Raw genomic sequence first — 26930 nt, forward strand, 5'->3', positions numbered from 1 at the left:
CGGGGCGGCGTGGCGTGGAACGCCGGACGGGCCCGAGTCGATGACTCGGGCCCGTCCGGCAGTGCTCACACCAGGTGCGCTCAGCCCTCGGACTTCGCGGCAGCGGCGCGCGGGGCCCGGCGCCGGCGCGGCTTGGCCTCGCCCTCGGCGACCGGCGTCTCCACCACGACCTCCGTCTTCGGCTTCGCGGCCGCACGGGGGCGGCGGCGCGGCCGGGAGTCCTGCTGGGGCTCGGCGATCGGCGCGATCTGGAAGTCGACCTCGTCCTCGGCGGGCTTGATCACCCGGGCACGGCGGCGGGGCTTGGTGACCGTCTGCGCCTCGGCCGCGGGCGCGGCCACGGGAGCGGTCTGGAAGTCGGCCTCCTCCGTCGCCGGCTTGGCGACCCGGGCGGCGCGGCGGCGACGCGGCTTCTCCTCGGCCACCGGCTCGGCCTCGGGCGCGACGTCGACGACGACCTCGGCCGTGACCTTGGCCGCCCTGGTCCGGGTGCGCTTCTTCGGCTCGGCCTCGGGCTCGGCGTCGACGACCACGGCCGGAGCCTCCGCCACGGCGACCGCGGTCTCGGCGGCGATGTCCGCGGCGGCGATGTCCGCGGCGCCGACACGGCTGCGACGGCGACGGCGCGGGGTGCGCGGCTCGGACGGGCCGTCCGTCGCCACGGGCGCCTCGACGGCCTCCGTGGCCGGTGCGGGCACCGTCACGGCGCCCTCCTCCGCGCTCGAACCGCCCCGGGTGCGACGACGCTGACGCGGCGTGCGCGGGGGACGCTCCTCCTGGACCGCGGGGGCCGAGGCGGGGGCGGACTTGCGGCCGCGGCCGCCCGTCTCACCGAGGTCCTCGATCTCCTCGGCCCGCAGGCCGGCACGGGTCCGCTCGGTGCGCGGCAGGACACCCTTGGTGCCGGCCGGGATGTCGAGCTCCTCGTACAGGTGCGGGGAGGTGGAGTACGTCTCGGGCGGGTCCGGGAACTTCAGGTCCAGCGCCTTGTTGATCAGCTGCCAGCGCGGGATGTCGTCCCAGTCGACCAGCGTGATCGCGATGCCCTTGGCGCCCGCACGGCCGGTCCGGCCGATCCGGTGCAGATAGGTCTTCTCGTCCTCGGGCGACTGGTAGTTGATGACGTGGGTGACACCCTCGACATCGATACCGCGGGCCGCGACGTCGGTGCACACGAGCACGTCGACCTTGCCGTTGCGGAAGGCGCGCAGCGCCTGCTCGCGGGCGCCCTGGCCGAGGTCGCCGTGGACGGCGCCGGAGGCGAAGCCGCGCTTCTCCAGCTGCTCGGCGATGTCGGCCGCGGTGCGCTTGGTGCGGCAGAAGATCATCGCGAGTCCGCGGCCGTTGGCCTGCAGGATGCGCGAGACCATCTCGGGCTTGTCCATGTTGTGCGCGCGGTAGACGTACTGCGCGGTGTTCTTGACGGTCGTGCCCTCGTCGTCGGGTGACGTGGCGTTGATGTGCGTCGGCTGCGACATGTAGCGGCGCGCGAGGCTGATGACCGCGCCCGGCATGGTCGCCGAGAACAGCATCGTCTGGCGCTTCGCGGGCAGCATCGTGATGATGCGCTCGACGTCGGGCAGGAAGCCCAGGTCCAGCATCTCGTCGGCCTCGTCCAGGACGAGGGCGCGGACCTGCGACAGGTCGAGCTTGCGCTGGCCCGCCAGGTCGAGCAGTCGGCCCGGGGTGCCGACGATCACGTCGACGCCCTTCTTGAGGGCCTCGACCTGGGGCTCGTACGCCCGGCCGCCGTAGATGGCGAGCACGCGGACGTTACGCACCTTGCCGGCGGTCTGCAGGTCGTTGGTGACCTGCTGGCAGAGCTCGCGGGTGGGGACGACGATCAGCGCCTGCGGGGCGTCGGTCAGCTTCTCGGGCTGGGCCCGGCCCGCCTCGACGTCCGCGAGGACGGTGACGCGCTCCAGCAGCGGCAGGCCGAAGCCGAGCGTCTTGCCCGTGCCGGTCTTGGCCTGCCCGATGACGTCGGAGCCGGAGAGCGCTACGGGGAGCGTCATCTCCTGGATGGGGAAGGGGGACGTGATGCCGACGGCCTCAAGGGCTTCGGCCGTCTCGGAAAGGATCCCGAGGTCTCGGAACGTAGTCAGGGTGCTGCCTCTTCTGTGAAACGCGGTCCGAGGCGAACGAAGGGGGTCGTACCGTGCCGGGGTTGGTCATCCGGCCGTGGATGGGCCGGGTGGCGCGGGACCACTGCTGTCGCTCGAGCGCTCGTGCCGCTGAGGGGGCCCCTCATCTGCGGTCGCACGTGTCGTACACACCGCGTGGAGGGCTGTCGGGTCGGAGCCGATCGGGCCTCCGACCGGGCATCCTCATTCAATTTCGCGCAACGAGCAGTTGCAAAATGCTCAGTAGGCGCATTACCACTGTACCCCGGATTCGCGCATCTGTGTTGGGCGAATTCATCGGAACGGTGTGACGTCGCTCGGCGGCCGGACCCGTCCACCCCCCGGCGGGCGGGCTATTCTGCGCTTCATGGAGACGCCTGACAACGCCACTGAAGCCCCCGCATCCACCAGAATCGCCGACCAGGACTGGGCCACGGCGTCCACACAGCCGCAGTACCGGGCCGCCGTCGTCGACCTGCTGGGAGCTCTCGCCTACGGGGAACTGGCGGCCTTCGAGCGGCTCGCCGAGGACGCGAAACTCGCGCCGACCCTGGCCGACAAGGCGGAACTGGCGAAGATGGCGTCCGCTGAATTCCATCACTTCGAGCGGCTGACGGACCGGCTGACCGCGATCGAGGTGGAGCCGACGGCCGCCATGGAGCCGTTCGCCAAGGCCCTCGACGACTTCCACCGCCAGACCGCGCCGTCGGACTGGCTGGAGGGCCTGGTGAAGGCCTACGTCGGCGACTCGATCGCCAGTGACTTCTACCGTGAGGTCGCGGCCCGGCTCGACTCGGACACCCGCTCCCTCGTCCTCGCCGTGCTCGACGACACGGGGCACGGCAACTTCGCCGTCGAGAAGGTGCGCGCCGCGATCGAGGCGGACCCGCGGCTCGGCGGCCGGCTCGCGCTGTGGGCGCGCCGTCTGATGGGCGAAGCGCTCTCGCAGGCGCAGCGGGTGGTGGCCGACCGCGACGCGCTGTCGACGATGCTGGTGGGCGGCGTGGCCGACGGTTTCGACCTGGCCGAGGTCGGGCGGATGTTCTCCCGGATCACCGAGGCGCACACCAAGCGGATGGCCGCCCTCGGGCTGGCCGCGTAGCCCCTCCGGCCCGCGCGGGCGTCAGGCCGCCGCCGACCGGCCGAGCCGGCGGCTGCGCGGCCTCAGCAGCAGGGACAGCGTCACCGCGGAGATCAGTACCGAGCCGACCAGGGTGGCCGCGGCGTGGCCCGGCCCCAGCACCGAGTGCGTGAGGGCGGCGCCGAACAACGCTCCCAGCGCACCGGTGGCGAGCACGGCACGGCGCGACGGGAGCCGGGGCGACAGGGTGCGCAGGGCCGTCCAGGCGAGGACGAGTCCGAGCACGACGGAGCCCAGGGTTTCCAAGATCACAGACGATCACCTCGCAGGTGGGAGGGCGGGCAAATCGGTCGTAGGCGGTACTACCCGCGAGCGGCGGAAGGCAACCCTCCCCGGACAGGCTTCGCTCAGCTGTCGCACAGGAACGGCACCCGCGTCCGCACCCGCACCCGCGTCCGCGCCCCCGGCGCGGGTGCGCCTGCGGCACGGGACCGGCCGCCTCTGCGGTGAGACCGTCCGCGCGCGGCCGCTGCGGCGCGGGGCCGGCGTCCACGGGTGCGGCACGAGAACGTCCGCGCGCCTGCGGCACGGGTCCGCCGCCCGAGCCCCCGGCTCGGGACCGTCCGCCTCACGCGGCTCGGAGCCGTCCGTACCCGTCGCACGACGGAAAGCGGCCCGGCGGGGGAATCCCCCGCCGGGCCGCTTCCACGGTCTCCGCGTCCGGGCGTGCTACAGCGCGCCGAACCCCACCCGTCGCGTGCTGGGCTCGCCGATCTCCACGTAGGCGATCCGGTCGGCCGGCACCAGGACCTTGCGGCCCTTCTCGTCCGTGAGGCTGAGCAGCTGCGCCTTGCCGGCGAGAGCCTCGGAAACCGCGCTCTCCACCTCTTCGGCGGAAAGCCCGCTCTCCAGAACGATCTCCCGGGGCGTGTGCTGCACCCCGATCTTGACCTCCACGGCTATGTCCCTCCGACGGTCAGTCCCTGCGCGGTGAACCGCGCCGTACGCAGCACACATTAGCCCGCTGAGGGGACCGGGCAGGGCTCTGCGGGCCACGCCCGCAGCGAACACCGGTGCGGCCGCCCCGCTCAGTGCTGATCGAGACCGTGCAGCGGGAAGCCCGCGATGCCCCGCCAGGCCAGCGAGGTCAGGAGCTGCACCGCGGTGTCGCGCGGGATGGCGGACCGGCTGGAGAGCCAGTAACGGGCGACCACCTGGGACACCCCGCCCAGCCCGACCGCGAGCAGCATGGACTCGTCCTTGGAGAGCCCCGTGTCACCCGCGATCACGTCGGAGATCGCCTCGGCGCACTGGAGCGAGACCCGGTCGACCCGCTCGCGCACGGCGGGCTCGTTCGTCAGGTCCGACTCGAAGACCAGCCGGAAGGCGCCGCCCTCGTCCTCGACGTACGCGAAGTACGCGTCCATCGTCGCGGCCACGCGCAGCTTGTTGTCGGTGGTCGACGCCAGCGCCGTGCGCACCGCGAGGAGCAGCGACTCGCAGTGCTGGTCGAGGAGGGCCAGATACAGCTCCAGCTTGCCCGGGAAGTGCTGGTACAGGACCGGCTTGCTGACCCCGGCCCGTTCCGCGATGTCGTCCATCGCCGCGGAGTGGTACCCCTGGGCGACGAAGACCTCCTGCGCGGCTCCCAGCAGCTGATTGCGTCGGGCGCGGCGGGGCAGGCGAGTGCCCCGCGGGCGCGCCGCCTCGGTCTGCTCGATGGCTGTCACGCCGCCTCCCAAAATTGTGATCTGACCCAGCAGTTCCTTGCACGCTGCGCCATACCGACATCGTACTTTTGGGTAACCCGGGTATGCGCGGCGCGGACGCAGAATTTCACGGACCGGACGACTGCGGTAGCCGCAGTTTCCGCACCCCGTGCCGCATAGCGGGGCGTATCAGCGGTAATCGTCCTCGTCCTCGCGGACGACGCGGGCCTGCTCCGCCGCATCCGCCTCGTTCGCGCGGTCGCGGTCGACGCCCGTCAGGGGTTCGTCGTCCTGGGGGCGCAGTTCGGCCCGCTGCTCGGCGGCGTCCGCGTCGGGCGCCTCAGGGGCCGGCTCGTCCGGCTGCTCGTCCTCGAAGGTCTCCGGGTCACTGGGGTCGACCGTCATGGGGTCTCCCTTCCTTGGGTCCGAGCCTAGGAGGTACCCCCCGAAGCCGCCATGCGATCTGTGACGGCGAACACATGAACCACGGTGTGATCGTCTCGTAACATTGCCGCATGTCTTCGACCGAGCTGCCGGGAGTCCGTGCCGCCGCCGCAGCGGTGGCCCCCACGGTGAGCGCCGTCAGAGTCGCGGAGGGGGAGAGGCTTCGCTCCGTCACGCTGCCCGGACTGACGCTGACCGTCCGTTCGCGGCCGCCGGAGCGGACCGGACTGCCGCCCGCGCTCTTCGTGCACGGACTCGGCGGCTCCTCGCAGAACTGGACGGCGCTGATGCCGCTGCTCCAGGACGTGGTGGACGGGGAGGCGCTCGACCTGCCCGGTTTCGGGGACTCACCGCCGCCGGACGACGGCAACTACTCGGTCACCGGGCACGCCCGCGCGGTGATCCGCTTCCTCGACGCCGGGGAGCGCGGCCCCGTCCACCTCGTCGGCAACTCGCTGGGTGGCGCGGTGGCGACCCGGGTCGCGGCGGTCCGCCCCGACCTGGTGCGCACCCTCACCCTGATCTCGCCCGCGCTCCCCGAGATCCGGGTCCAGCGGACGGCCGTGCCGACCGCCCTGCTCGCCGTTCCGGGAGTCGTGTCCCTGTTCGCCCGGATGAGCCGGGACTGGACCGCGGAAGAACGCACCCGCGGAGTCATGGCACTCTGTTACGGCGATCCGGCACGCGTGTCCGCTGACGGCTTGCGCGACGCGGTGGCCGAAATGGAACGGCGACTGGCGCTGCCGTACTTCTGGGACGCGATGGCGCGCTCGGCACGTGGCATCGTCGACGCGTACACACTGGGCGGGCAGCACGGGCTGTGGCGTCAGGCCGAGCGGGTGCTCGCACCGACCCAGCTCGTGTACGGCGGACGGGACCAGCTCGTCTCGCACCGGATGGCACGCAGGGCGTCCGCGGCCTTCCGCGATGCGCGACTGCTGACACTGCCCGATGCCGGGCACGTGGCGATGATGGAGTACCCGGAGGTGGTCGCCCAGGCGTTCCGGGAACTGCTCGACGAATGCGGCGGGAGCTGATCCGGGGCGTGGGACGACACAGCCGAAAGGGCCCTGCGCCCAGGGCGCCCGAGACCGGGCCGGACGGGGCGGACGAGGAAGCGGGGCGCGAAGGCGCCCGGCCGGCGGTCGGCAGCGGCCGGCGCAGGCGGCCGGGTGACGCGACTTCCGGCCTCGATGGCCACACCCCGTTCCAGGGCACGCCGCAGGTGCGCGGTGGCCATCCCGAACAGCGCGAACCCGGCGGCGGCTGGGGGACCGGCACCCTGGGGCGGCTGGGCGAGCGGCCGGCCCCGCAGGGCCGCACCGGCACTCAGGTCCCGGAGCCCGGACGGCAGCGGGGGGCACAGAACCCGCAGGGACCGCAGAACCCGCGAGGACCGCGTCCCGCACGGGAGACGCCGAACCCGCAGACGCCACGGAACGCGCAGGGGACCGCGTCCAGGCCGCTGATACCGGGACCGCGGCGGGAGTTCGTCGAGGCCTTCGACAGCCCGGCCGCCCCGCCCGCGCCCCGCGGACCGGCCACCGCCCCCTCCGGGCCGGCCGGTCCGAACCGCTCCGTCCCCGTGCGGGGCGGCCGGCCGGCGGACGCGGACGACGACGCGGTGCGCCCGGCCGAGGCCGGCGAGGACGCCCCGCAGGCTCAGGACGCCGACCAGGCCGGAGAAGCCAAGGGGGGCAAGGGGCGTACCTTCACCGGCATCGCCGCGGCCGCCGTGACGACCGTGCTCGCGGTGATCGTGGCGGGCCAGGTCGCCCAGGACGGCGGCGGCCGGTCCGGCGTCGCGCAGGCCGCGGGCGTGAACCGGGACGGCGCGGGCGATGCCTCGCGCTCGGACGACCGGACGACGCCCGCCCCCCAGGCGGCCGCGGTCAAGCCCCTTTCGTACGAGCAGAAAATGGCCAAGCCCTATCCGCTGGCGCCGACGCTGACCGCTTCCGGGAAGTTCGAGACGGTCACCGGGGCGGCCGAGGCTCCGGGCAAGGGGCACGTCTGGCGCTACCGGATCGATGTCGAGCACGGTCTCGGACTCGACTCCGCGCTCTTCGCCCAGGCGGTCCAGAAAACCCTGAATGATGACCGGAGCTGGGCGCACGACGGCGATATGACCTTCGAACGGATTTCCACCGGGAAGCCGGATTTCGTCATCACGCTGGCCAGTCCGGGGACCACGGGAGCGTGGTGCGCGAAGTCGGGGCTGGACACGATGGAGGACAACGTCTCCTGCGACTCGGCGGCCACCGAGCGCGTGATGATCAACGCCTACCGCTGGGCCCAGGGCTCGTCCACCTTCGGGCCGGACAAGCTCTTCGCCTACCGCCAGATGCTGATCAACCACGAGGTCGGCCACCGGCTGGGTCACAACCATGTGAGCTGCGGCACGAAGGGCGCCCTCGCCCCGGTCATGCAGCAGCAGACCAAGTCGCTCGACATCGACGGCATCAAGTGCCGCCCCAACGCCTGGGTGTACCCGGAGGGTTGAGGCCCGGCAGGGGCGCTCCGCACGGGGCGTCCGGCCGGGCCGGCCGGGTGCGCGGGGGTGGTCCGTGGAGCGCCCTCCCACACATGCTGTCCATATGGTGAGATGACTGTCTCGTATCGCGTTGACATCGGGCAGGCGGTCACCGATATTTCTCGGCATGTCACGCAGCCCCGTCACCTCCGATCCCGCCGCCATCGAGCTGGCGCTCATCGGTGTGACCGGGCACAGCGTCGCCGACATCGACTGTTGCTGACGCCCGCCCGCGTGCGCGTCGGCTCGCCGTCCGAGCCCTGAGGGCTACGGACCGCCCTTCCCCCGACTGCCGCGCCCGGGCGCACTCCCTCCGCAGGCGCGGCAGTTCCGGTGTTCCGGTCACCTCCACCCACGGCGACCGGCCGTGTGCACATGTCTCTCGTCGCCGCCTGTACGGAATCACCTTCTGTTCCTTCATTCAGGCAGTACTCCGAGAGGTCACCTTCCGATGCGTCAACCGTCCGTCATATCGCGCCGCGTGGCAGCGGCCACCGCCGTACTCGTCGTGGCCGCGGGCGCCGCGGCCTGCGGCCCCGAGGGCAGCAGCAAGAGCAGCGACGGCGCCTCCGGCGCGGCGGGCGCCCCCAAGAAGGGCGGCACGCTCACCGTCCTCAACAGCAAGCCGCAGGACGACTTCGACCCCGCGCGGCTCTACACGTCCGGCGGCGGCAACGTCCCCTCCCTCGTCTTCCGTACGCTCACCACCCGCAACCGGGAGGACGGCGCGGCGGGCTCGAAGGTGGTCCCCGACCTGGCGACCGACCTGGGCACGCCCAGCAAGAACGCCACCGTCTGGACGTACACCCTCAAGGACGGGCTGAAGTACGAGGACGGCACCGCCATCACGAGCGCCGACATCAAGTACGGCATCGAGCGCTCCTTCGCGGCCGAACTCTCCGGTGGCGCGCCCTACCTGCGCGACTGGCTGGTCGGCGGGGCCGACTACCAGGGCCCGTACAAGGACAAGAAGGGCCTCGCCTCGATCGAGACGCCCGACGCGAAGACCATCGTCTTCCACCTCAACAAGCCCGAGGGCGAGTTCCCCTACCTGGCCACCCAGACGCAGACCACCCCGGTGCCGAAGGCCAAGGACACCGGCACGAAGTACGAGGAGCACCCTCTCTCCTCGGGCCCGTACAAGGTCGTCAGGAACGAGGGCGACGGCGAGCGCCTCACGCTGGAGCGCAACACCTACTGGTCGGCCGCCACCGACGAGGAGCGCAAGGCCTACCCCGACCGGATCGACGTCCGCTCCGGACTCGACTCCGCCGTCATCAACCAGCGGCTGTCCGCGTCCCAGGGCGCAGACGCCGCGGCCGTCACCACCGACACCAACCTCGGCCCGGCCGAACTCGCCAAGGTCAGCGGCGACAAGAAGCTCGCCGCCCGCGTCGGCACCGGCCACTTCGGCTACACGAACTACATCGCCTTCAACCCGAAGGTGAAGCCGTTCGACAACCCGAAGGTGCGCCAGGCCATCTCGTACGCCGTCGACCGCACCTCCGTGGTCAACGCCGCCGGCGGCTCCTCGCTCGCCGAGCCCGCCACCACCTTCCTGCCCGACCAGGCGTCCTTCGGCTACACGCCGTACGACGCCTTCCCGGCCGGCAAATCCGGCAACGCCGCCAAGGCCAAGGAACTGCTGAAGGAAGCCGGTTACCCGAACGGGCTGACCGTCACCCTCACCCACAACAACGAGAAGAACTTCGAGACCAGCCCGGAGATCGCCACCGCGCTCCAGGAGGCGCTGAAGAAGGCCGGCATCACCGTCAAGCTCCGCGGCCTGGAGTCCAACGCCTACTCGGACACGGTCTACAACGTCAAGACCGAGCCCGGCTTCTTCCTCGGCGGCTGGGGCGCCGACTGGCCGTCCGGCGGGCCGTTCTACGCCCCGATCTTCGACGGACGCCAGATCGTCAAGGCCGGGTACAACTTCAACTCCGCCCAGCTGAACGACCCCGCCGTCAACAAGGAGATCGACGAGATCAACAAGCTGACCGACCTGAGCGCCGCGGCGAAGCGCTGGGGCGCGCTCGACAAGAAGGTCGGGGAGCAGGCGCTGACCGTGCCGCTGTTCCACCCCGTCTACAAGCGCCTGTACGGCGAGTCCGTCAAGAACGTCGTGATCAGCGACTGGACCGGCGTACTCGACATCTCGCAGGTCGCGGTCAAGTAACCATGGCCGAAGCACTGCTGGTCGAGGAGGCGGGGGCCGTCGTGGCCCCCGCCTCCGGGGCCCATCCGTTCTGGCGGCGGCTGCGCGCCCGCCGCTCCGCCCTCGTGGCGGCGGCCGTCGTCGCCGTGCTGGTCCTCGTCGCGCTCGCCGCGCCCCTGCTCACGGGCATCGAGGGCCAGAACCCCACGACGTACCACCCCGACCTCGTCGACTCCGCGACCGGCGGGGTTCCGCTCGGCTCCTTCGGCGGGATCAGCGCCGAGCACTGGCTGGGCGTCGAACCGCTCACCGGACGCGACCTCTTCGCCCGCGTCACGTACGGCGCCCGGGTCTCCCTCGGCGTCGCGCTGGGCGCGACGCTGCTCCAGGTGGTCATCGGCGTCCTCATCGGGCTGTCCGCCGGACTCGGCAACCGCTTCGTCGACCAGGCGCTCAGCCGGGTCACCGACGTCGTGGTCGCCCTGCCCGTCATGGTGATCGCGCTCGGCGCGCTCGCCGTCGTCCCGCCCGGCTTCCCCCGCCCGGTACTGATCACCGTGATCGTCGGCCTGGTCGGCTGGTCCGGTATCTCGAAGATCGTCCGCGCCCAGACCCTCTCCCTGAAGTCGCGCGACCACGTCGCGGCCGCCCGCCTCAGCGGCTGGGGCTCCTGGCAGATCGCCCGGCGCGAACTGCTGCCCGCGCTGGCCGCACCCGTCATCACCTACGCCGTCCTGCTCTTCCCCGGCAACATCGTCGTCGAGGCGGCCCTGTCCTTCCTCGGCGTCGGCATCAAGCCGCCCACACCCTCCTGGGGACAGATGCTCAGCGACGCCGACACCTGGTACCAGGCCGCGCCCACCTACCTCCTCATCCCGGCCGGGCTGCTCTTCGTCACCGTGCTGGCCCTCACCGTCCTCGGCGAGGGCGTGCGCACGGCGCTCGACCCGCGCGCCGCCTCCCGGCTGCGGATCGGCACCGGGCGCAAGAAGGAGGCCGCGGCATGAAGTGGTTCCTGCTGCGCCGCCTCGGCGGAGCGCTCTTCGTCCTCCTGGCCCTCAGCGTCGTCGTGTACGCCGCTTTCTACGTCGCCCCCGGCAACGTCGCGCAGATCGCCTGCGGACCGCGCTGCTCGCCCGCGCAGGTCGCCCAGGTCAGCGAACAACTGCACCTCGGCGACCCGGTGTACGTGCAGTACGCCCACTTCCTGCAGAGCCTGGTGGCCGGGCGCGACTACTCCACCGGTACCGGCGTGGTGCACTGCCAGGCCCCGTGCCTCGGCCTCTCCTACCAGAGCGGCCAGCAGGTCACCCAGCTGATCCTCGCCAAGCTGCCCGCCACCGCCTCGCTCGCCGTCGGCGCGTTCGTGCTGTGGATGCTGCTCGGCGTCGGCACCGGGCTGCTCTCCGTGTGGCGGCGAGGCCGCGCCACCGAGCGCATCCTCACCGGGATCACCCTGGCCGGCATGGCCACGCCCGTCTTCGTGATCGGCCTGCTGCTCATCATCATCTGTGTCACGGCCCTGCAGATCCTGCCGTTCCCCGACTACGTCCCCCTGACCGAGGACCCGGAGCAGTGGGCGTGGAACCTGCTGCTGCCCTGGATCTCGCTCGCCCTCGTCTCCGCGGCCCCGTACGCCCGGATGACCCGGGCCTCGATGCTGGAGACCCTGGCCGAGGACCATGTGCGCACCTTCAGGGCGTACGGGGTCAGCGAGCGCGTGATCGTCGGGCGGCACGCGCTGCGCGGCGCCCTCGCCCCGGTGATCGCGCTCGGCGCACTCGACATCGGCTCGATGTTCGGCGGCGCCGTGCTCACCGAATCGCTCTTCGGGATCCCGGGCGTCGGCCGCGAACTCGTCGAGGCCGTCAAGCAGGTGGACCTCCCGGTCGTCGTCGGTCTGGTGCTCGTCACCGGATTCTTCGTCGTCCTCGCCAATGCCGTCGCGGACATCCTCCAGGCGATGGCCGACCGACGGGTGGTGCTGTCATGAGTCTCGTCGAGGTCACCGATCTCTCGATCTCGTTCGGCGACGTGCACGCGGTGCGCGGGCTGTCCTTCTCGCTGGAGGCGGGCGGCGCGCTCGGCGTCGTCGGCGAATCCGGCTCCGGCAAGAGCGCCTCGGCGTACGCGCTGCTCGGCCTGCACCGGGGGACCGGTGCCAGGGTCGGCGGCTCCGTCCGGGTCGCGGGCGTGGACGTCCAGACCGCCGGGGACGCCGAACTGCGCGGACTGCGCGGGGCGAAGGCCGCGATGGTCTTCCAGGACCCGCTCTCCTCGCTGGACCCCTACTACGCGGTCGGCGACCAGATCGCCCAGGTGTACCGCGTCCACCACCGCGTCTCCCGGCGGGCGGCGCGGGCCCGCGCCGTGGAGGTGCTGGACCGGGTCGGGATCCCGGACGCGGTACGCCGCTCCCGGTCCCGGCCGCACGAGTTCTCCGGCGGGATGCGCCAGCGGGCGCTGATCGCGATGGCGCTGGCGTGCGAGCCGCAGCTGCTCATCGCCGACGAACCGACGACCGCGCTCGACGTCACCGTCCAGGCCCAGATCCTCGACCTGCTGCACGATCTGCGCCGCGAGACGGGCATGGGACTGCTGCTGGTCACCCATGACGTGGGCGTGGCGGCGGAGTCGGTGGACGAGGTGCTCGTCATGCGGTCGGGCCTCGCCGTGGAGCGCGGGCCGGTGGCCGAGGTGCTCGGCGCCCCGCGCGAGCCGTACACGCGGGCGCTGCTGGCAGCCGTGCCGCGCATCGCCCCGGGGCCGGAGGGCCCTGCCGGCGGCCGGAAGGCGGCCGCCGAGGGCGAGGCGCCGGACGGGCAGGAAGCGGCCGGTGAAGGCGTGGTCGCGGACGGGCAGGAAGCGGCCGGTGAAGGCGTGGTCCCGGACGGGCAGGAAGCAGCCCGCGAAGGCGTGGTCCTGGTCGCGGCCGAGGACGTGCGCCAGGTGTTCGGCCGGGGGAAGTCCGCCCTGGCCGCCGTCGACGGGGTCTCCCTCACGGTCCGCCGCGGTGAGACGCTCGGCATCGTCGGCGAGAGCGGCAGCGGCAAGACGACGCTGGGGCGGATGCTCGTCGGCCTGCTGGAGCCCACCTCCGGCCGGCTCGACCGGGTGGACCGGGTGCAGATGGTCTTCCAGGACCCGGTCTCCTCGCTCAACCCGCGCCGCTCCGTCGGCGAGTCGGTCGCCGACCCGCTGCGGGCGCGCGGGGAGCGCGACGAGGGCGTGATCAGGGCGCGCGTACGGGACCTGCTGGGACGCGTCGGGCTGGATCCGGAGCAGTACGACCGCTATCCGCACGAGTTCAGCGGCGGACAGCGCCAGCGCGTCGGGATCGCCCGGGCGCTGGCCGCCGAACCGGAGCTCATCGTCTGTGACGAGGCGGTCTCCGCGCTCGACGTGACCACCCAGGCGCAGGTGACCGCCCTGCTGGCCGAGCTCCAGCAGGAGCTGGGACTCGCGCTGGTCTTCATCGCCCACGACCTCGCCGTCGTACGGCAGGTGAGCGACCGGGTCGCCGTCATGCGGCAGGGCCGGATCGTCGAGGAGGGGCCGGTGGAGCAGGTGTACGCGCGGCCCCGGCACCCGTACACCCGGCAGCTGCTGGCCGCCGTGCCGGCCGTCGATCCGGCGCTCGCGGCGGTGCGCCGCGCGGCCCGCAAGGAGCTGGCCGCAGCCTGACCCTGTGTGACCGGCCTCCTCCATAGCGCGACAGAACGCTACCGGGGCGGGAAAGTTACGCCGGTTCACCCCTTTCGGTGGTGCGACGGACAACCGTCCGTCGCACCACCGTCGTATCCGCTTACGGTCGTCCCGCTGCGAGTCGCCGATCCAACGGCGGCCGCTCACAAGGGAGATCGGGGGTGTGCTCGTGCGGATCGGACTGCTCACCGACGGTGGTTATCCGTATGCGTCCGGTGAGTCCAGACTCTGGTGCGACCGCCTGGTGCGCGGGCTCGCGCAGCACGAGTTCGATCTCTTCGCGCTCAGCCGCAGCGCCGAGCAGGAGGCGCAGGGCTGGGTGCGGCTCCCGTCCCAGGTCAACCAGGTGCGGACGGCACCCCTGTGGACCGCCGACGAGGACGCCCTCGGCCTCCACGCTCCCCGAGGACCGCTCTCCCGGCTGCTGACCGGCGGGGGCGCGCGGACGTACGGACGGCGCGAACGGCGGCGCTTCATCACCCACTTCACGGCGCTCGCGACCTCGGTGTGCGTGGCGGGCGCGACGACGGGCGGCGAGCAGGGCGACCGGGACGAGGTCGCCCGCCGCGGGGAACGGGCGGATGCCGGCACGGTCGCGGGTGGCGGCCGGGGCGGGCGGGCCGGTGCGGTGGCGGACGGCGGCCGGGGCGCGCGGGCCGGTGCCAAGACGCAGGGCCCGGACGCGCGGGCCATGGACGCGCAGTTCACGGACGGGCTCTACGGGCTGGCCGAACTGGCCCGCGAGCACGGTGGACTTCCCGCCGCCCTCCGCTCCGAGACCGCGGTGCGGATCCTTGAGTCCGCCTGCCGCGCGCCCGGCACCGGCCGCACCGTCCAGACCGCCACGGTCTCCGACCTCCTCGCCTTCGCCGCGGAGCTCGACCGGGTGCTGCGCCCGCTCTCCCTCGACTGGTACGACGACGAGAGCCTCGGCGCCGTCGACCTCTGCCACGCCGCTTCCGGCGGCGCCGCCGCACTGCCGGGCCTGCTGGCCAAACGTCTCTTCGGGGTGCCGCTGCTCGTCACCGAGCACGCCGTGCAGCTGCGCGCGCACTACCTCGCGGACACCGGTACGCCGATGAGTGCGCCGGTGCGCGCGCTGCTCGCGAACTTCCACGGGCGGCTCGCCGCCGAGGTGTACCGGCAGGCCGCGCTCATCACCCCCGGCAACACGCACGCCCGCCGCTGGCAGGAGCGGTGCGGGGCCGACCCGGTCAAGGTGCGCACGGTCTATCCCGGCATGGAGTCCGGCCGTTTCGCGGCGCTCGGAGAGAGCGAGGACGACGGCGGCCCGGACACGCTGGTCTGGGTCGGCCGCATCGAGCCGGCCAAGGACCTGATCGCCCTGCTGCACGCCTTCGCCGAGGTGCGCAGGGCCGAGCCCGGCGCGCGGCTGCGGATCATCGGCGCGGCGGCCCAGGGGCCGGAGGGCGCCTCCTACCTGGCGCACTGCCAGGCGCTCGCCACCCAGCTGTTTCCCGACGAGGCCGAGGACGCGCATGCCGTCGGCGACAACCCCGTCTCCTTCGAGGGCATCGGAGGGGCCGACGTCCCCGATCTCGCCCAGGCGTACGCGGCGGGCGGGGTCGTGGTGCTCTCCAGCGTGGTCGAGGGCTTCCCCATCAGCCTGGTCGAGGCGATGTTCTGCGGCCGGGCGACGGTGTCCACGGACGTCGGCGCCGTCGTCGAGGTGATCGGCGGTACGGGACTCGTGGTGCCGCCACGCAATCCCCGGGCGCTCGCGGACGCCTGCCTGGCGCTGCTGCGCGACCCGGAGCGCCGTGCGCGCCTGGGAGCCGCGGCGCGCGCCCGCGCACTCGAACTCTTCACCGTCGAACAGAACCTCGCGGCATTTCGCGGCATCTACCTGGAACTGATCGCGCAGGCACCGCCGCGCAGGCAGCCGGTGCCCGATGCCGACGACGGACCGCGTCCCTTCGCCACCCCGCCGGAAGCCCACGTCCTCGGTCTGTGGCCGGATCCGGGCGACGGCCCCGGCCCGATGCCGGCCGGGCGGACGCCCAGCTGGGCCGTGCAGGGGGTCGGTGCGGGAGCGCGCGGCGCGGGAGACGGCGATGGGTGACCGGGAGACGGCCACGCCGGGCCGTACGAACCGGCCGGGGCCGATGGCCGTACCGAGCGGGCCCGACGGAATCAGCGCCCTCGATGCCCCGGGTGCCCTCGAAGCACTCGACGCACCCGGCGCCCTCGATGCCCTTGATGCGTCCGGTGCACCCGGTGATGAACACGGAGGAACGACGATGGGCCGCCCGACCGAGGTGCCCGAGGCGCCCGGCACGCCGATGACCAGCAGCAGCGAGGATCACGGCTCATGGGCCTCGGCCTCCGGGGCCCTGGTCGCGGACGTCTCCGAACCGGCCTGGGGGCCTTCCGCCGCCTCACCGGACCAGGCCGCGGCGGACCCGGCGCAAGCACCCGAGGCCGTGCACCCGGCGCTCGGGGACACCCCCGGGAGCACGCCACGCCCGGATTGCGCCTCCGCGCCCGCGCATGCCCCCGCGCCCCCGCAGCCCTCCACGCCCGCGCCCTCTGCCCCGGCGCTCCCCGGAGCCGCTGACGCCACGCCCCTCCCGGCAGCCGGGGACCCGGCGTGCCCGAAGGACCCCGCGCAGCCTCCCGAGGACCCCGCGCAGCCCCCCGGGAGCCCCGGACAGCCCCTCGTCCCCCGCGCTCCCGAGGTCGCCCACACCGCACCGGCGCGCAAGCTCGCCACCGGGCGGCGCGGGCCCGCCGACCCCGTGAAGACGCTCATGCACCGGCACCGCGCGCTCTGTGAGCGCGCCGTCGACCCGCTGGAGATCGCCGCCGGGCTGGAGGCCCACGGAGTCACCGACCGCACCGCCGCCCGCTACCGGCACCGCGATGTGTTCTCGCTCGCCGAGGAACTGTTCGCCCGGGTACCGGGTGTCGCCGGGGAGCCCATGAGAACGTCCTCCACCCCGGCCCGGGACATCGAGACGCGCGCCGCGTGGTCGCTCCGGGCGCTGCTGCCGGGCGCCGCCTGCCTCGCGACCCTCGTCACGCTGCGCCTCACCGAGGGGGCGCTCGACGGTGGAGCGCGGCTCGCCATCGGCACCGGCGGCGGTCTCCTCGCGCTCATCGGGCTCGCTCTCGCCCTGCGCACCGGCCCCCTCGGTGCCGAGGGCCGCTCCTCGGGCGCCGCCGGCCTGTTCGGCTGCTGGCTGATCGGCTACGTCCTGTACGGCGACGCCCTGCTCCGCCAGGTGCTCAGCGGCGGCCCCGAAGGCCCCTGGGACCTCACCCCGGCGCCGCTGCTCGGGCTCGCCGTGGCGGTCGCCCCCGCAGCCTGGTGCGCCCACCTCTTCTCCGTACACGCGCAGCGCAAACTCAACGGCAGCCAGGCGCTGGAGGAGTTCGCCGCGGGCGTGCGCCCCCTGCTGTTCGCCGCCGTGGCCTCCTTCCTCTGTGTCCTCGGCGGGCTGCTGTACCTGGCCCGCCTCGGGACCGGCCCGGGCGGCGCCCCGGCCGGGGCCGCGGCGCTCGGTGTGCTGCTCCTGCTGGCCCGGCTCCTCACCGTCCACGGCTTCCCCGAACCGGCCGCCACCGGCCTCGCCGCCGCCTGCGCTGTCGAGGCCGCAGCCCCCGCCCTCGTCCTGGCCGGCCGGCTGCCCGGTCTCGACGCCCTCGCCCGCCCCGTCGACGCGCTCGTCGCGGCGGCCGGGACCGGGGCCGTGTCCGCCGTCGCCTGCGGCGCGGCGGCGCTCGGCCTGCTGATCACCGCCACCGTCACCCTCTCCAGGGCGTCCGCCCACACCGCTGCCTGACCGACGCACATGAGAAACCCCGCGGAGCCGACGCCGCGGGTCCCTTTCCGCACCGCACACAACTGCCTCAAGGAGACACCGGACATGACCCCCCAATCCCCCGCACCGGCAGCCCGCCGTCGGCACCGAGGGGGCGCGCGATGAGGGTGCTGCTGCTCGGAGCCAACGGATTCCTCGGCCGGTTCGTGGCCGACCGGCTGCTCGCCGACCCGGCCGTCCACCTCACGGCGCTCGGCCGCGGCGACGACGCCGACGTACGGTTCGACCTCGCCGGCGGAAGTCCCGGAGCGCTCACCCGCTTCCTGGACGCCGTCCACCCCGGAGTCGTCGTCAACTGCGCCGGCGCGACCCGGGGCGGGGCCCGCGACCTGACCCGTCACAACACCGTCGCCGTCGCCACCGTCTGCGAGGCGATGCGGCGCAGCGGCTGCACCGCCCGGCTGGTCCAGGTCGGCTGCTCCTCGGAGTACGGGCCCTCGCAGCCCGGCTCCTCCACGGCCGAGGACGCCATCCCGCGCCCCGGCGGGCCGTACGGCGTCAGCAAGCTCGCCGCCACCGAACTCGTCCTCGGCTCCGGCCTCGACGCGGTCGTGCTGCGGGTCTTCTCGCCGGTCGGCCCCGGTACCCCGGCCGGCTCCCCGCTCGGCCGGCTCGCCGAGGCGATGCGCCGTGCCATGCAGTCGGGCGAGGGCGAGCTGAAGCTCAGCGGTCTCGGCGTGCAGCGCGACTTCGTCGACGTACGCGACGTCGCCCGCGCCGTGCACGCGGCCTCGCTTTCCGCCGCCCAGGGCGTCGTCAACATCGGTACCGGCCGGGCCGTGCGCCTGCGCGACGCCGCGGCCGTCCTCGCCAAGGTCGCCGGGTACGGGGGCGCACTCCACGAGCTGGACACGCCCCCCGCCCGGCTGCCCATCGGCGCCCCCCGCACCTCCGCGGAATCCGTCATGGAGCACCTCTCGGTCACGCCGTCCCCCTACCCGGACGGCTGCGGCGCCTGGCAGCAGGCCGACGTCCGCACCGCCAGGGACCGGCTCGGCTGGCGCCCCCGGATCAACCTGGAGGAGTCCCTCGCCGACATCTGGATGGAGGCGGCGTGCCGCATCTGACCAGTACCGGCACCGCCCGCCGGACCAGCGGCGCCGGACAGCTCGGCTTCGGTGTGCCCGGCTGTGCGCACCCCCTGCTCGCCCCGGTCGAATGGGCCGAACTCGCCCGCCCCGGCACCCCCCTGCACTGGGCCGTCCTCGACATCGACAACGGCCCCGGCGTCCGCCCCGACCCGCACTGTCTCGAAGCCGCGGGCCGGATCCGCAACGCGCGCGAGCGGGCCGCGCACGGGGAGGAGCCGCCCGGCTCCGTCCGGGCCTCGGCCGGACGGCTGCTCGGCCGGCTCGATCTGGCCCACGGCGAACGGCCCCTCGACGCACTGATCGCCGACGCGCGGTCCTACCGGAACTGGTACCGCGTCGACGGCTTCTACCTCGACCGCTGCCCGGCCGGACGCCAGGACCTTCCGGCCGTCCGCCGTCTCACCGGCACCCTGACGGCCCTCCTGGCGGACAGCGACAGCGCGCGGCACGGCGGACACCTCGTCCTCGGCCACGACACCCACCCGCACCCCGGCTACGCGGAGGCCGCCGACCAGCTCGTCACCTTCCGCGGCGCGTGGAGCGACTACCGCTGGTCGCAAGTGGCGGAGTGGACCGCCACCTACCCGCCCGGCCGTTTCGCCCACTTCGTCCACGGTGTCCCGCGCACCCACCTGGAGGAGGCGATGCGCATCGCCCGCTGGCAGGGCGCGGGGACGATCTTCTTCACGGACCGTCCCGGTGAGACCGATCCCGGAAACGGGCGTGGGCAAAGCGATCCATTTGCGACGCTGCCCAGCTACTGGGACGAAATCGTCTCGCGGATCGGACCGGCTATCTCGGAATGAGAGGGGGCGTGGCAGTGTTACCGCAAGAACAACCGTACGTAGCCGAAGTACGTAGAAACCGACCACCTGCATTGTTGAGGTTCCTGTGTCGCTGCCACCCCTGGTCGAGCCAGCTGCTGAGCTCACCGTCGACGAGGTCCGCAGGTACTCCCGCCACCTGATCATCCCGGATGTCGGGATGGACGGACAGAAGCGGCTGAAGAACGCGAAGGTGCTCTGTGTGGGCGCCGGCGGCCTCGGCTCGCCGGCCCTGATGTACCTGGCCGCCGCCGGTGTCGGAACGCTCGGCATCGTGGAGTTCGACGAGGTCGACGAGTCGAACCTGCAGCGCCAGATCATCCACAGCCAGGCCGACATCGGCCGGTCCAAGGCCCAGTCCGCCAAGGACTCGGTGCTGGGCATCAACCCGCTGGTGAACGTGATCCTCCACGAGGAACGGCTCGAAGCCGAGAACGTGATGGAGATCTTCGCCCAGTACGACCTGATCGTGGACGGCACGGACAACTTCGCCACCCGCTATCTCGTCAACGACGCCGCGGTGCTCCTGAACAAGCCGTACGTCTGGGGCTCGATCTACCGGTTCGACGGCCAGGCGTCCGTCTTCTGGTCCGAGCACGGTCCCTGCTACCGCTGCCTCTACCCGGAGCCGCCGCCCCCCGGCATGGTTCCGTCCTGCGCCGAGGGCGGTGTCCTCGGCGTGCTCTGCGCGTCCATCGGCTCCATCCAGGTCAACGAGGCCATCAAGCTGCTCGCCGGCATCGGTGACCCGCTCGTCGGCCGGCTGATGATCTACGACGCGCTGGAGATGCAGTACCGCCAGGTCAAGGTCCGCAAGGACCCCGACTGCGCGGTCTGCGGCGAGAACCCGACCGTCACCGAGCTCATCGACTACGAGGCCTTCTGCGGCGTCGTGTCCGAGGAGGCCCAGGAGGCGGCGCTCGGCTCCACGATCACTCCCAAGCAGCTCAAGGAGTGGATCGACGCGGACGAGAAGATCGAGATCATCGACGTCCGTGAGCCGAACGAGTACGAGATCGTCTCGATCCCCGGCGCGAAGCTGATCCCGAAGAACGAGTTCCTGATGGGCAACGCCCTCCAGGACCTCCCGCAGGACAAGCGCATCGTGCTGCACTGCAAGACCGGCGTCCGCAGTGCCGAGGTCCTCGCGGTCCTCAAGGCGGCGGGCTTCGCCGACTCGGTGCACGTCGGCGGCGGCGTGATCGGCTGGGTCAACCAGATCGAGCCCGAGAAGCCGGTGTACTAGAGGCTGAGCACGACGAAGGGGCCGGTCCGCACCACGCGGACCGGCCCCTTCGCCGTGTGGACGCAAGCGGCCCGGCTACGAGCAGGTCTTGCCGTCGGCCGGTACCTTCCCGTCCAGGAAGTACGCGTCCACCGTCGAATTGACGCAACTGCTGACGCCGTAGGCGCCGTGCCCCTCGCCCTTGTTGGTGAGCAGGACGCCGACGCCCTCGCCCAGCTCGTCCGCCATCTTCCGCGCACCCTCGTACGGCGTCGCCGGGTCCCCCGTCGTCCCCACGACCAGGATCGGACCGGCGCCCGGAGCGCTCGCCTCAGGCGTGTCGTGCTCGCCCGCCACCGGCCAGTCGGAGCACCAGCCCGCGGTGTCCCAGGCCAGGAACGGGCCGAAGACCGGCGACAGCTTCCGGAACTCGGGCAGCAGCGCCCGCGCGTCGGCCGCCGTGGGCCTGGCCTTGGTGTCCGCGCAGGAGATGGCCCGCTGCGAGTGGTTCTGGGTGTCGTAATGGCCGTTCTCGTCCCGCCCGTTGTACGAGTCGGCGAGTTGCAGCAGCAGGGAGCCGGTGCCGCTCTCCGCCTCGTCCAGGGCCTGGGTGAGCGTCGGCCAGTTGTCCTTGGAGTAGAGCGGCAGCACGATGCCGGTGATCGCCAGCGACTCGTTGAGCTCGCGTCCCGTACCGGTCGGCAGCGGCTCGGCGTCGATCCGCTTCAGGAGCGCGGCTATGCGCCGCGTGCCCTTCCCCGGGTCCTGGCCGCGGTCCTCGAGGTAGTTCTCCAGCGCCCGTTGGAAGCCGGTCGCCTGGTTGCGGGCGTGACCGGTGGTGTCCGCGGTCGGGTCGACGACGGCGTCGAACACGGTGCGCCCGACGTTCGCCGGGAAGAGGTGCGCGTAGGTGCCGCCGAGCTCCGTGCCGTACGACATGCCGAAGTACGTCAGCTTCTCGTCGCCGAGGACCTCGCGGATCAGGTCCATGTCGCGGGCGGCGTTCGTCGTGCCGACGAACGGCAGGACCTTGCCCGAGCGGCTCGCGCAGCCGGCGCCGAAGGCGGAACCGTCCTTCATGAACGCCGCCTCCTCGGCCGCCGTGTCCGGCGTCATGTCGACGTTCCGGTTGGAGGTGTCCTGCTCCCGGTCGGTGCGGCACCGCACCCCGGCGCTCCCGGCCACCCCGCGCGGATCGAAACCCACCAGGTCGTACCGGGTGTTGAGCGTCCCGTACGAACCGGCGGCGCGCGGCAGGATGGAGACCCCCGAGCCGCCGGGCCCGCCGAAGTCGAACAGCATCGAGCCGAGCCGCCGGCCCTTGTCCCGGGCCTCCTTGCGGATCAGCGCGATCTTGATCGTGTCGCCGTCCGGCTTCGCGTAGTCCAGCGGGACCCTGACCGTCGCACAGCGCCAGACCGAGCCCGGAGCACTGCCGCCCTCGGGGGCCTCGCAGCGGTTCCAGTCCGGTCGCTGCGAGGTGAGGGCGGCGGGCAGGGGCTTCGCGCTCGCGCCGGGTGAGGGGACCGCGGACGGTGAGGCGGCCGAAGCCGTGGCCCCGTCCGCCCGCTCGCCCGGCTTGTCGTCCGTACCGTCCTCGCAGCCCGCGAGCGCCCCCGTCAGCAGTAGTGCGGCGGCGGCCAGCCCCCCGGCCCGTAGGTATGCGACCACGTGTACGTCCCTCCCCCTCGGCCTGCCCGTCGGGCAGTTCGCCCATGGTAGGCGCGTACCGCCCGCGCCTAGCCGCAGACCGTCCCGGCCGCCGGCACCTTGCCGTCCAGCAGGTAACCGCCCACCGCCTTCTGCACACAGGCGTTGCCGCTGTTGTACGCGCCGTGGCCCTGACCCTTGTACGTCATCTCCACGCCGACGCCCTCACCCAGCTCCTCGGCCATCACCTTCGCGCCCGCGTAAGGGGTGGCGGGGTCACCGGTGTTGCCGATGACCAGGACGGGAGCCGCGCCCTCGGCGCTGACGTCCGGGGTGTCCCAGGCGCCGGTCACCGGCCAGCCGGTGCACGCCATCAGACCCCAGCCGAGGTAGTCGCCGAAGACCGGTGAGGCGTCGCGGAACACGGGGAGCTTCTCCTTGGTCTGCTCCAGGGTGAACCGTTCCTTGGAGTCGGCGCAGTTGATGGCCGTGTTGGCCGCGGCCGAGTTGTTGTAGTGACCGTCCTCGGAACGCCCGTTGAGGGAGTCGGCGAGGGCGAGGAGCAGGGCGCCGTCGCCGCCGTCCGCCTCTTCCACGCCCTGCTCCAGCAGGGGCCAGGTCTCCTTGGAGTAGAGGGCCGACGCGATGCCGGTCGTTGCCTGTGTCTGTGTCAGCTTCCGGGAACCGATCCCCGGCAGGGGCTTCTTCTCCAGCCGGTCGAGGAGAGCGGCCACCCCCTGTTCGACCTCTTCGGCGGTGGAACCGGGCAGCTTGCAGGCGTCGCCCCGGCCCGCGCAGTCCTTGGCGAAGTTGTCCAGCGCCAGCTGGAAGCCCTTCGCCTGGCCGAGCGAGGACTGCTCGGCGTCCTCGGCGGGGTCGACCACCGCGTCCAGGACCGCCCTGCCGACGTTCTCGGGGAACAAGTGCGCGTAGACGCCGCCCAGTTCGGTGCCGTACGAGATGCCGAAGTAGTACAGCTTCTCGTCGCCGAGTACCTGGCGCATCAGGTCCATGTCGCGGGCCGCGTTCGTCGTCCCCACGAAGGGGAGCTGCTTGCCCGAGTTCTTCTCGCAGGCCGCCACGTACGTCTTCGTGTCCTCGGTGAACTCCTTCTCCTCCGCCGGGTCGTCGGGGGTGCCGTCGCCCTCGTACCGCGCGTCCAGCTGCTCGTCGTCCTCGCACTCCACACCCGCGCTGCGGCCGACTCCGCGCGGGTCGAAGCTCACCAGGTCGTAGCGGGTGCGGAGCTTGTCGTACTCCGTGCCGAACGCGGGCAGGGTGGCGACACCTGAGGCGCCGGGGCCGCCGAAGTTGAAGATGAGCGAACCGATCCGCTCCCGCGCGTTCATCGCCTTCGCGCGGACGAGCGCCAGCTCGATGGTGTCGCCGTCCGGCGCGGCGTAGTCGAGCGGGGCGTCCATGAAGGAGCACTCCCAGACGGCTCCGCCGGGCAGCGGGGAGGGTGAGGAGCCGCCGCCCTGCGCCTGGGAAGGCGCCGGGCACGGCGTCCACTTCAGCTTCTGGGAGGTGAGCCCGCCCGGGGTGGCGGCCGCGCCGGTCTCGGCCGCGCGAGGCGAGTCCTCCGAGCGGCCGGCCGTGCCCTGTCCACCCCCGCCCGAACAGCCGGTGAGGGGGAGCAGCACGGTCACGGTGGCGGCGAGGGCCGCGGCGCGCAGGGCAGGGGAGGTCCTCATCCCTCCATCGTGCGGCGGGGCCCCGGGGGGTGCACGGGGCGCCGGTCCATGCGGGTGGACGGCTCGGGCGGACGCCCGGGGACGTCGTCGGGCTAGAGCTCGCCCTTGCGCGTCAGATGGTTGAAGCAGAGCCAGCCGGGGAGCACCGGGAGCCAGAGCGTCAGCAGCCGGTACAGCAGCACCGCGGGCGCCGCGACCTCCTTGGGCAGGCCGACCGCGATCAGCCCCAGGGTCAGCGCGCCCTCGACCGCGCCCATGCCGCCCGGCGTCGGCGCCGCCGACCCCAGCGCGTTGCCGGCGAGGAAGACCACCGCGATGCTCGCGTAACTGAGATGCGGCGTGTCCGGACCGCTGAAGGCCCGGACCGACGCGTCCAGACACATCACGAACAGGCCGGTGAGCAGCAGCATCCCGCCGATGCCGGTGAGCAGCTTCTGCGGCCGCTGCACCACGTCGAGCATGCGCGGGACGACGCCGGCGAACAGCGACCGCACCCGGGTCACCACGAACTTGCGCAGGAACGGGATGGCCGTCACCACCAGCACCAGCACGGCGACCGTCAGCAGCCCCGCGATCACGGTCCTGGACGGCGTGAGGGAGGACGGCGTCTTCTCCGTACCGGTCAGGTAGCCGAACGCGGCCAGCAGCAGGATGTGGCACCCGAGACCGAACAGCTGGGAGGCGCCGACACTCGCGACCGCGAGCCCGGGGCGCACGCCGGAGCGCTGGAGGAACCGGGTGTTCAGCGCGACCCCGCCCACGGCGGCCGGGGCCACGATCTTCACGAACGAGCCGGCGACCTGCGCGAGGACCGTCTTGCCGAACGGCACCCGTTCGGGCACGAAGCCCAGCAGACTCATCGCGGCCGCGATGTAGCTGAGCGCCGAGAAACCGAGCGCGGCCGCCACCCAGCCCCACTCCGCCTCCTCGACCACCGCGCCGAAGTCGGCTTCGGTGACCTGGGAGATCAGGAAGTACGCGGCGATGGCACCGGCGATGAAGCTGAACAGGGTGCGTGGCTTGATGCGCTCCAGCCGGACCGGCTCGACCGGGGCCTGCGGCCGGATCAGCAGCACCTCCTGGCGGATCCGGGAGAGCAGGTCCTCCTCACGGGCCCCGTCCAGCGCGTCGTCCATGGCCCGCTTCTCGGCCTGCTTCTCGGTGCGCTGGGACTTGCGGGCGGTCTTGCGGCCGGCGTCGTCGGAACGCTCCGCGTCCTGCGACCGGGCCCGCTTCGCCGCGTCCGACGCCTCCAGTACGGCCTCGCGCTCGCGCTGCGACCGTTCCCGGGCGAGCCTGCGCAGCTGGGCCCGGGTGGAGCGGCTGAGCGCGATCGGCTGGAGCAGCGGCAGACAGTCCGCGACGGCGTCCGGGCCGAGCTCCGCCAGCGCGGCCGCGACCGCCCGCTCGGCGCCCACCCGCAGGCCCGTGGTGGTGAGCAGCTGGGCGATGTCCATCCGCAGGACCAGGTCACCGGCCGCGATCTCGCCCCCGCGCAGATCCGTGACGAACACCGTGCCGGAAGGGTCCGCCAGGATCGCGTCACCGGTGAGCCTGCGGTGCGCGATCCGCCGCGACTGGAGCGCCCGCACCTGACGCCAGGCGCCGCGCACCAGGTCGTCGGTGATCTCGGAGTCCTCCAGCGCGTCCAGGGAGCGCCCGCCGATGTGCTCGTACACCAGCATCACGGCGTCCGGGCCGAGCTCGGAGGTGGCGATCAGCTTGGGGGCGTTGGCACCGGCGGCGATCGCCGCGTACGCGAGCAGCGCCTCCTGTTCCAGTGCCTGGCGCAGCGACTGGATGGAACGCCGCTGGGTGATGCCGCGCAGGGTGAGCCTGCGCCACGCACGGTAGAAGAAGCCCTGCGCCTGCTGTTCGCGGTCCACGACCGTCACGTCGAGCGGCGGGCCGTCCTCCAGGGAGACCTGGTAGCGGCGCCCGCGGTCGCTCTGGTCACCCGAGTCGGGCGCCTCCTCGGCCCGCATCGCGGTGACCGGCCGGAAGCCGACGTGGCGCAGACCGGCCATCAGGTGCTGGCCGGTCGGCCGGACGTTCGGCGAGCCGACCGCGTACAGCGTGCCGTACGCGACCGTCCAGCCGATGAGCACCGTGAGGATGATCGAGAAGGGGGTCGTGTAGCCGCCCACCAGCATGGCGAAGGCGTCGAGCAGCAGCACCACCCACAGCACGACCCGCCACCGCGGCCGTCTCGCCATGCCGACCGCCGTCATGTACGCGATCACGGGGGCGAGATAACCGTGTACGGGATCGGTGAGCGCGTCACCGGGCTGCGGCTGGGTCAGGGCGTCCTGGATGGTGCCGGACGCGGAATGGGCGACCCACAGATCAGTGGCGAGCGTCACCCCGTGCGCGAGCACGGCGGCCAGGACGCCGTCGGCGATCCGCAGCCCGTCGCGTTTGATCAGCCGCTCGATCGCGAAGGCCACCGGGACGAGCAGCACGGCGATGCTGGAGACGAGACCGGCGAGCTTGATGAGCAGGTCGGGCGCCTGTCCGGTGCCCTTGTTGATGTCCTGCTCGAGGCCGGCGGTCGTGCCGTGGGCGAACGCGGCGACGGCGAACAGCACGACGACCGCCAGGACCCCGAAGAGGAGCCGCAGGAGATCGGAGGGGCGGTGCACCCGGGCGGGGAGCAGGGGTTCGTCTCCCGAGACACGGTCGGACAGCGCGGCCTCGGAGTTCGCGAGGGTCGAGCCGGCCGGGTGGGCCGGGGGCGCCTGCGGGCCGGTGTCCGGTTCCTGTTCGCCCCCGTCGGGGCGCGGCTCGGCATCAGAGGCGTCGGCCGCCTTCGGTGGCTGCACGCCCTGCTCCTTCGTCGCCTCTGGTT

General features: G+C 72.8%; 21 protein-coding genes. 13 read left to right on the top strand and 8 right to left on the bottom strand.

The genetic code is table 11. The features are described from left to right. Positions 1-80: 80 nt before the first annotated feature. The gene (locus ABZ454_RS13505) at positions 81-2015 is read right to left on the bottom strand and encodes a DEAD/DEAH box helicase (RefSeq protein WP_359537851.1); all 1935 of its coding nucleotides are present in this window, start codon (positions 2013-2015) and stop codon (positions 81-83) included. Between the two features lie 475 nt (positions 2016-2490). Here ABZ454_RS13505 and ABZ454_RS13510 point away from each other — a divergent pair, with 475 nt between their 5' ends. Further along, on the top strand, positions 2491-3225 hold the full coding sequence (locus ABZ454_RS13510; protein ID WP_356324316.1) for a ferritin-like fold-containing protein: 735 nt from the start codon (positions 2491-2493) through the stop codon (positions 3223-3225). 21 nt (positions 3226-3246) lie between these two features. Here ABZ454_RS13510 and ABZ454_RS13515 read toward each other — a convergent pair whose 3' ends face one another. From ABZ454_RS13515 to ABZ454_RS13530, 4 genes are all read right to left on the bottom strand, one after another. Next, positions 3247-3516 (bottom strand): hypothetical protein, encoded by a 270-nt coding sequence (locus ABZ454_RS13515; protein WP_356324318.1) that lies wholly within the window; start codon positions 3514-3516, stop codon positions 3247-3249. 417 nt (positions 3517-3933) lie between these two features. Further along, on the bottom strand, positions 3934-4161 hold the full coding sequence (locus ABZ454_RS13520) for a DUF3107 domain-containing protein (protein WP_024490505.1): 228 nt from the start codon (positions 4159-4161) through the stop codon (positions 3934-3936). 131 nt (positions 4162-4292) lie between these two features. Beyond that, entirely contained in the window at positions 4293-4934 is a 642-nt protein-coding gene (locus ABZ454_RS13525; protein WP_136329491.1) for a TetR/AcrR family transcriptional regulator, read from the bottom strand. Positions 4935-5102: 168 nt separating this feature from the next. After that, positions 5103-5318 (bottom strand): hypothetical protein, encoded by a 216-nt coding sequence (locus ABZ454_RS13530; protein WP_356325794.1) that lies wholly within the window; start codon positions 5316-5318, stop codon positions 5103-5105. 110 nt (positions 5319-5428) lie between these two features. Between ABZ454_RS13530 and ABZ454_RS13535 the strand changes: the two genes are divergently transcribed. From ABZ454_RS13535 to moeZ, 12 genes are all read left to right on the top strand, one after another. Further along, on the top strand, positions 5429-6394 hold the full coding sequence (locus tag ABZ454_RS13535) for an alpha/beta hydrolase (protein ID WP_356325797.1): 966 nt from the start codon (positions 5429-5431) through the stop codon (positions 6392-6394). Next, positions 6379-7860 carry a DUF3152 domain-containing protein gene (locus tag ABZ454_RS13540; protein ID WP_359537854.1) on the top strand — a complete coding sequence of 494 codons (1482 nt, stop codon included), beginning with the start codon at positions 6379-6381 and terminating at the stop codon, positions 7858-7860. The genes ABZ454_RS13535 and ABZ454_RS13540 overlap by 16 nt, the downstream gene beginning before the upstream one ends. A gap of 157 nt (positions 7861-8017) precedes the next feature. Further along, positions 8018-8113: an Ms4533A family Cys-rich leader peptide gene (locus ABZ454_RS13545; RefSeq protein ID WP_356325801.1), complete on the top strand. Its 96-nt coding sequence runs from the start codon at positions 8018-8020 to the stop codon at positions 8111-8113. A 228-nt stretch (positions 8114-8341) separates the two neighbouring features. Next, the gene (locus ABZ454_RS13550; RefSeq protein ID WP_356325803.1) at positions 8342-10069 is read left to right on the top strand and encodes an ABC transporter substrate-binding protein; all 1728 of its coding nucleotides are present in this window, start codon (positions 8342-8344) and stop codon (positions 10067-10069) included. Positions 10070-10071: 2 nt separating this feature from the next. After that, entirely contained in the window at positions 10072-11055 is a 984-nt protein-coding gene (locus tag ABZ454_RS13555; protein ID WP_359537856.1) for an ABC transporter permease, read from the top strand. Then, positions 11052-12041 (top strand): ABC transporter permease, encoded by a 990-nt coding sequence (locus tag ABZ454_RS13560; RefSeq protein WP_359537858.1) that lies wholly within the window; start codon positions 11052-11054, stop codon positions 12039-12041. The genes ABZ454_RS13555 and ABZ454_RS13560 overlap by 4 nt, the downstream gene beginning before the upstream one ends. Beyond that, complete coding sequence (locus ABZ454_RS13565) at positions 12038-13732, top strand: ABC transporter ATP-binding protein (protein WP_359537860.1); 1695 nt, start codon at positions 12038-12040, stop codon at positions 13730-13732. Before ABZ454_RS13560 ends, ABZ454_RS13565 begins: the two co-directional genes overlap by 4 nt. Positions 13733-13922: 190 nt before the next feature. Further along, the gene (locus ABZ454_RS13570) at positions 13923-15836 is read left to right on the top strand and encodes a glycosyltransferase (RefSeq protein WP_356316967.1); all 1914 of its coding nucleotides are present in this window, start codon (positions 13923-13925) and stop codon (positions 15834-15836) included. A gap of 361 nt (positions 15837-16197) precedes the next feature. Next, positions 16198-17559 carry a hypothetical protein gene (locus ABZ454_RS13575; protein ID WP_356316969.1) on the top strand — a complete coding sequence of 454 codons (1362 nt, stop codon included), beginning with the start codon at positions 16198-16200 and terminating at the stop codon, positions 17557-17559. A 140-nt stretch (positions 17560-17699) separates the two neighbouring features. Continuing rightward, on the top strand, positions 17700-18665 hold the full coding sequence (locus tag ABZ454_RS13580) for an NAD-dependent epimerase/dehydratase family protein (protein WP_356316752.1): 966 nt from the start codon (positions 17700-17702) through the stop codon (positions 18663-18665). Further along, positions 18653-19495, top strand: a complete 843-nt coding sequence (locus tag ABZ454_RS13585; RefSeq protein WP_356316754.1) for a spherulation-specific family 4 protein — start codon at positions 18653-18655, stop codon at positions 19493-19495. The genes ABZ454_RS13580 and ABZ454_RS13585 overlap by 13 nt, the downstream gene beginning before the upstream one ends. 85 nt (positions 19496-19580) lie before the next feature. Further along, a complete protein-coding gene (moeZ, locus tag ABZ454_RS13590) occupies positions 19581-20759 on the top strand; it encodes an adenylyltransferase/sulfurtransferase MoeZ (RefSeq protein WP_356316756.1) in 1179 nt (392 codons plus the stop codon). Between the two features lie 75 nt (positions 20760-20834). Here the strand turns inward: moeZ and ABZ454_RS13595 are convergent, their stop codons facing one another. From ABZ454_RS13595 to ABZ454_RS13605, 3 genes are all read right to left on the bottom strand, one after another. Continuing rightward, positions 20835-22409, bottom strand: coding sequence for an alpha/beta hydrolase (locus ABZ454_RS13595; protein ID WP_359537863.1), 1575 nt, complete (start codon positions 22407-22409; stop codon positions 20835-20837). A gap of 68 nt (positions 22410-22477) precedes the next feature. Beyond that, positions 22478-24082 (bottom strand): alpha/beta hydrolase, encoded by a 1605-nt coding sequence (locus ABZ454_RS13600; protein ID WP_359537865.1) that lies wholly within the window; start codon positions 24080-24082, stop codon positions 22478-22480. Between the two features lie 92 nt (positions 24083-24174). Continuing rightward, positions 24175-26904, bottom strand: a complete 2730-nt coding sequence (locus tag ABZ454_RS13605) for a lysylphosphatidylglycerol synthase domain-containing protein (RefSeq protein WP_359537867.1) — start codon at positions 26902-26904, stop codon at positions 24175-24177. Positions 26905-26930: the final 26 nt, after the last annotated feature.

It is taken from the genome of Streptomyces sp. NPDC005803, from assembly GCF_040630435.1.
GTDB lineage: Bacteria > Actinomycetota > Actinomycetes > Streptomycetales > Streptomycetaceae > Streptomyces.

Excerpts from the sequence above, each read along its gene's own strand:
- ABZ454_RS13505 (WP_359537851.1), bottom strand. The coding sequence starts at position 2,015 with ATGACGCTCCCCGTAGCGCTCTCCGGCTCCGACGTCATCGGGCAGGCC.
- ABZ454_RS13565 (WP_359537860.1), top strand. The coding sequence starts at position 12,038 with ATGAGTCTCGTCGAGGTCACCGATCTCTCGATCTCGTTCGGCGACGTG.
- ABZ454_RS13550 (WP_356325803.1), top strand. The coding sequence starts at position 8,342 with ATGCGTCAACCGTCCGTCATATCGCGCCGCGTGGCAGCGGCCACCGCC.
- ABZ454_RS13530 (WP_356325794.1), bottom strand. The coding sequence starts at position 5,318 with ATGACGGTCGACCCCAGTGACCCGGAGACCTTCGAGGACGAGCAGCCG.
- ABZ454_RS13535 (WP_356325797.1), top strand. The coding sequence starts at position 5,429 with ATGTCTTCGACCGAGCTGCCGGGAGTCCGTGCCGCCGCCGCAGCGGTG.
- ABZ454_RS13545 (WP_356325801.1), top strand. The coding sequence starts at position 8,018 with ATGTCACGCAGCCCCGTCACCTCCGATCCCGCCGCCATCGAGCTGGCG.
- ABZ454_RS13510 (WP_356324316.1), top strand. The coding sequence starts at position 2,491 with ATGGAGACGCCTGACAACGCCACTGAAGCCCCCGCATCCACCAGAATC.
- ABZ454_RS13560 (WP_359537858.1), top strand. The coding sequence starts at position 11,052 with ATGAAGTGGTTCCTGCTGCGCCGCCTCGGCGGAGCGCTCTTCGTCCTC.
- ABZ454_RS13555 (WP_359537856.1), top strand. The coding sequence starts at position 10,072 with ATGGCCGAAGCACTGCTGGTCGAGGAGGCGGGGGCCGTCGTGGCCCCC.
- ABZ454_RS13600 (WP_359537865.1), bottom strand. The coding sequence starts at position 24,082 with ATGAGGACCTCCCCTGCCCTGCGCGCCGCGGCCCTCGCCGCCACCGTG.
- ABZ454_RS13580 (WP_356316752.1), top strand. The coding sequence starts at position 17,700 with ATGAGGGTGCTGCTGCTCGGAGCCAACGGATTCCTCGGCCGGTTCGTG.
- ABZ454_RS13540 (WP_359537854.1), top strand. The coding sequence starts at position 6,379 with ATGCGGCGGGAGCTGATCCGGGGCGTGGGACGACACAGCCGAAAGGGC.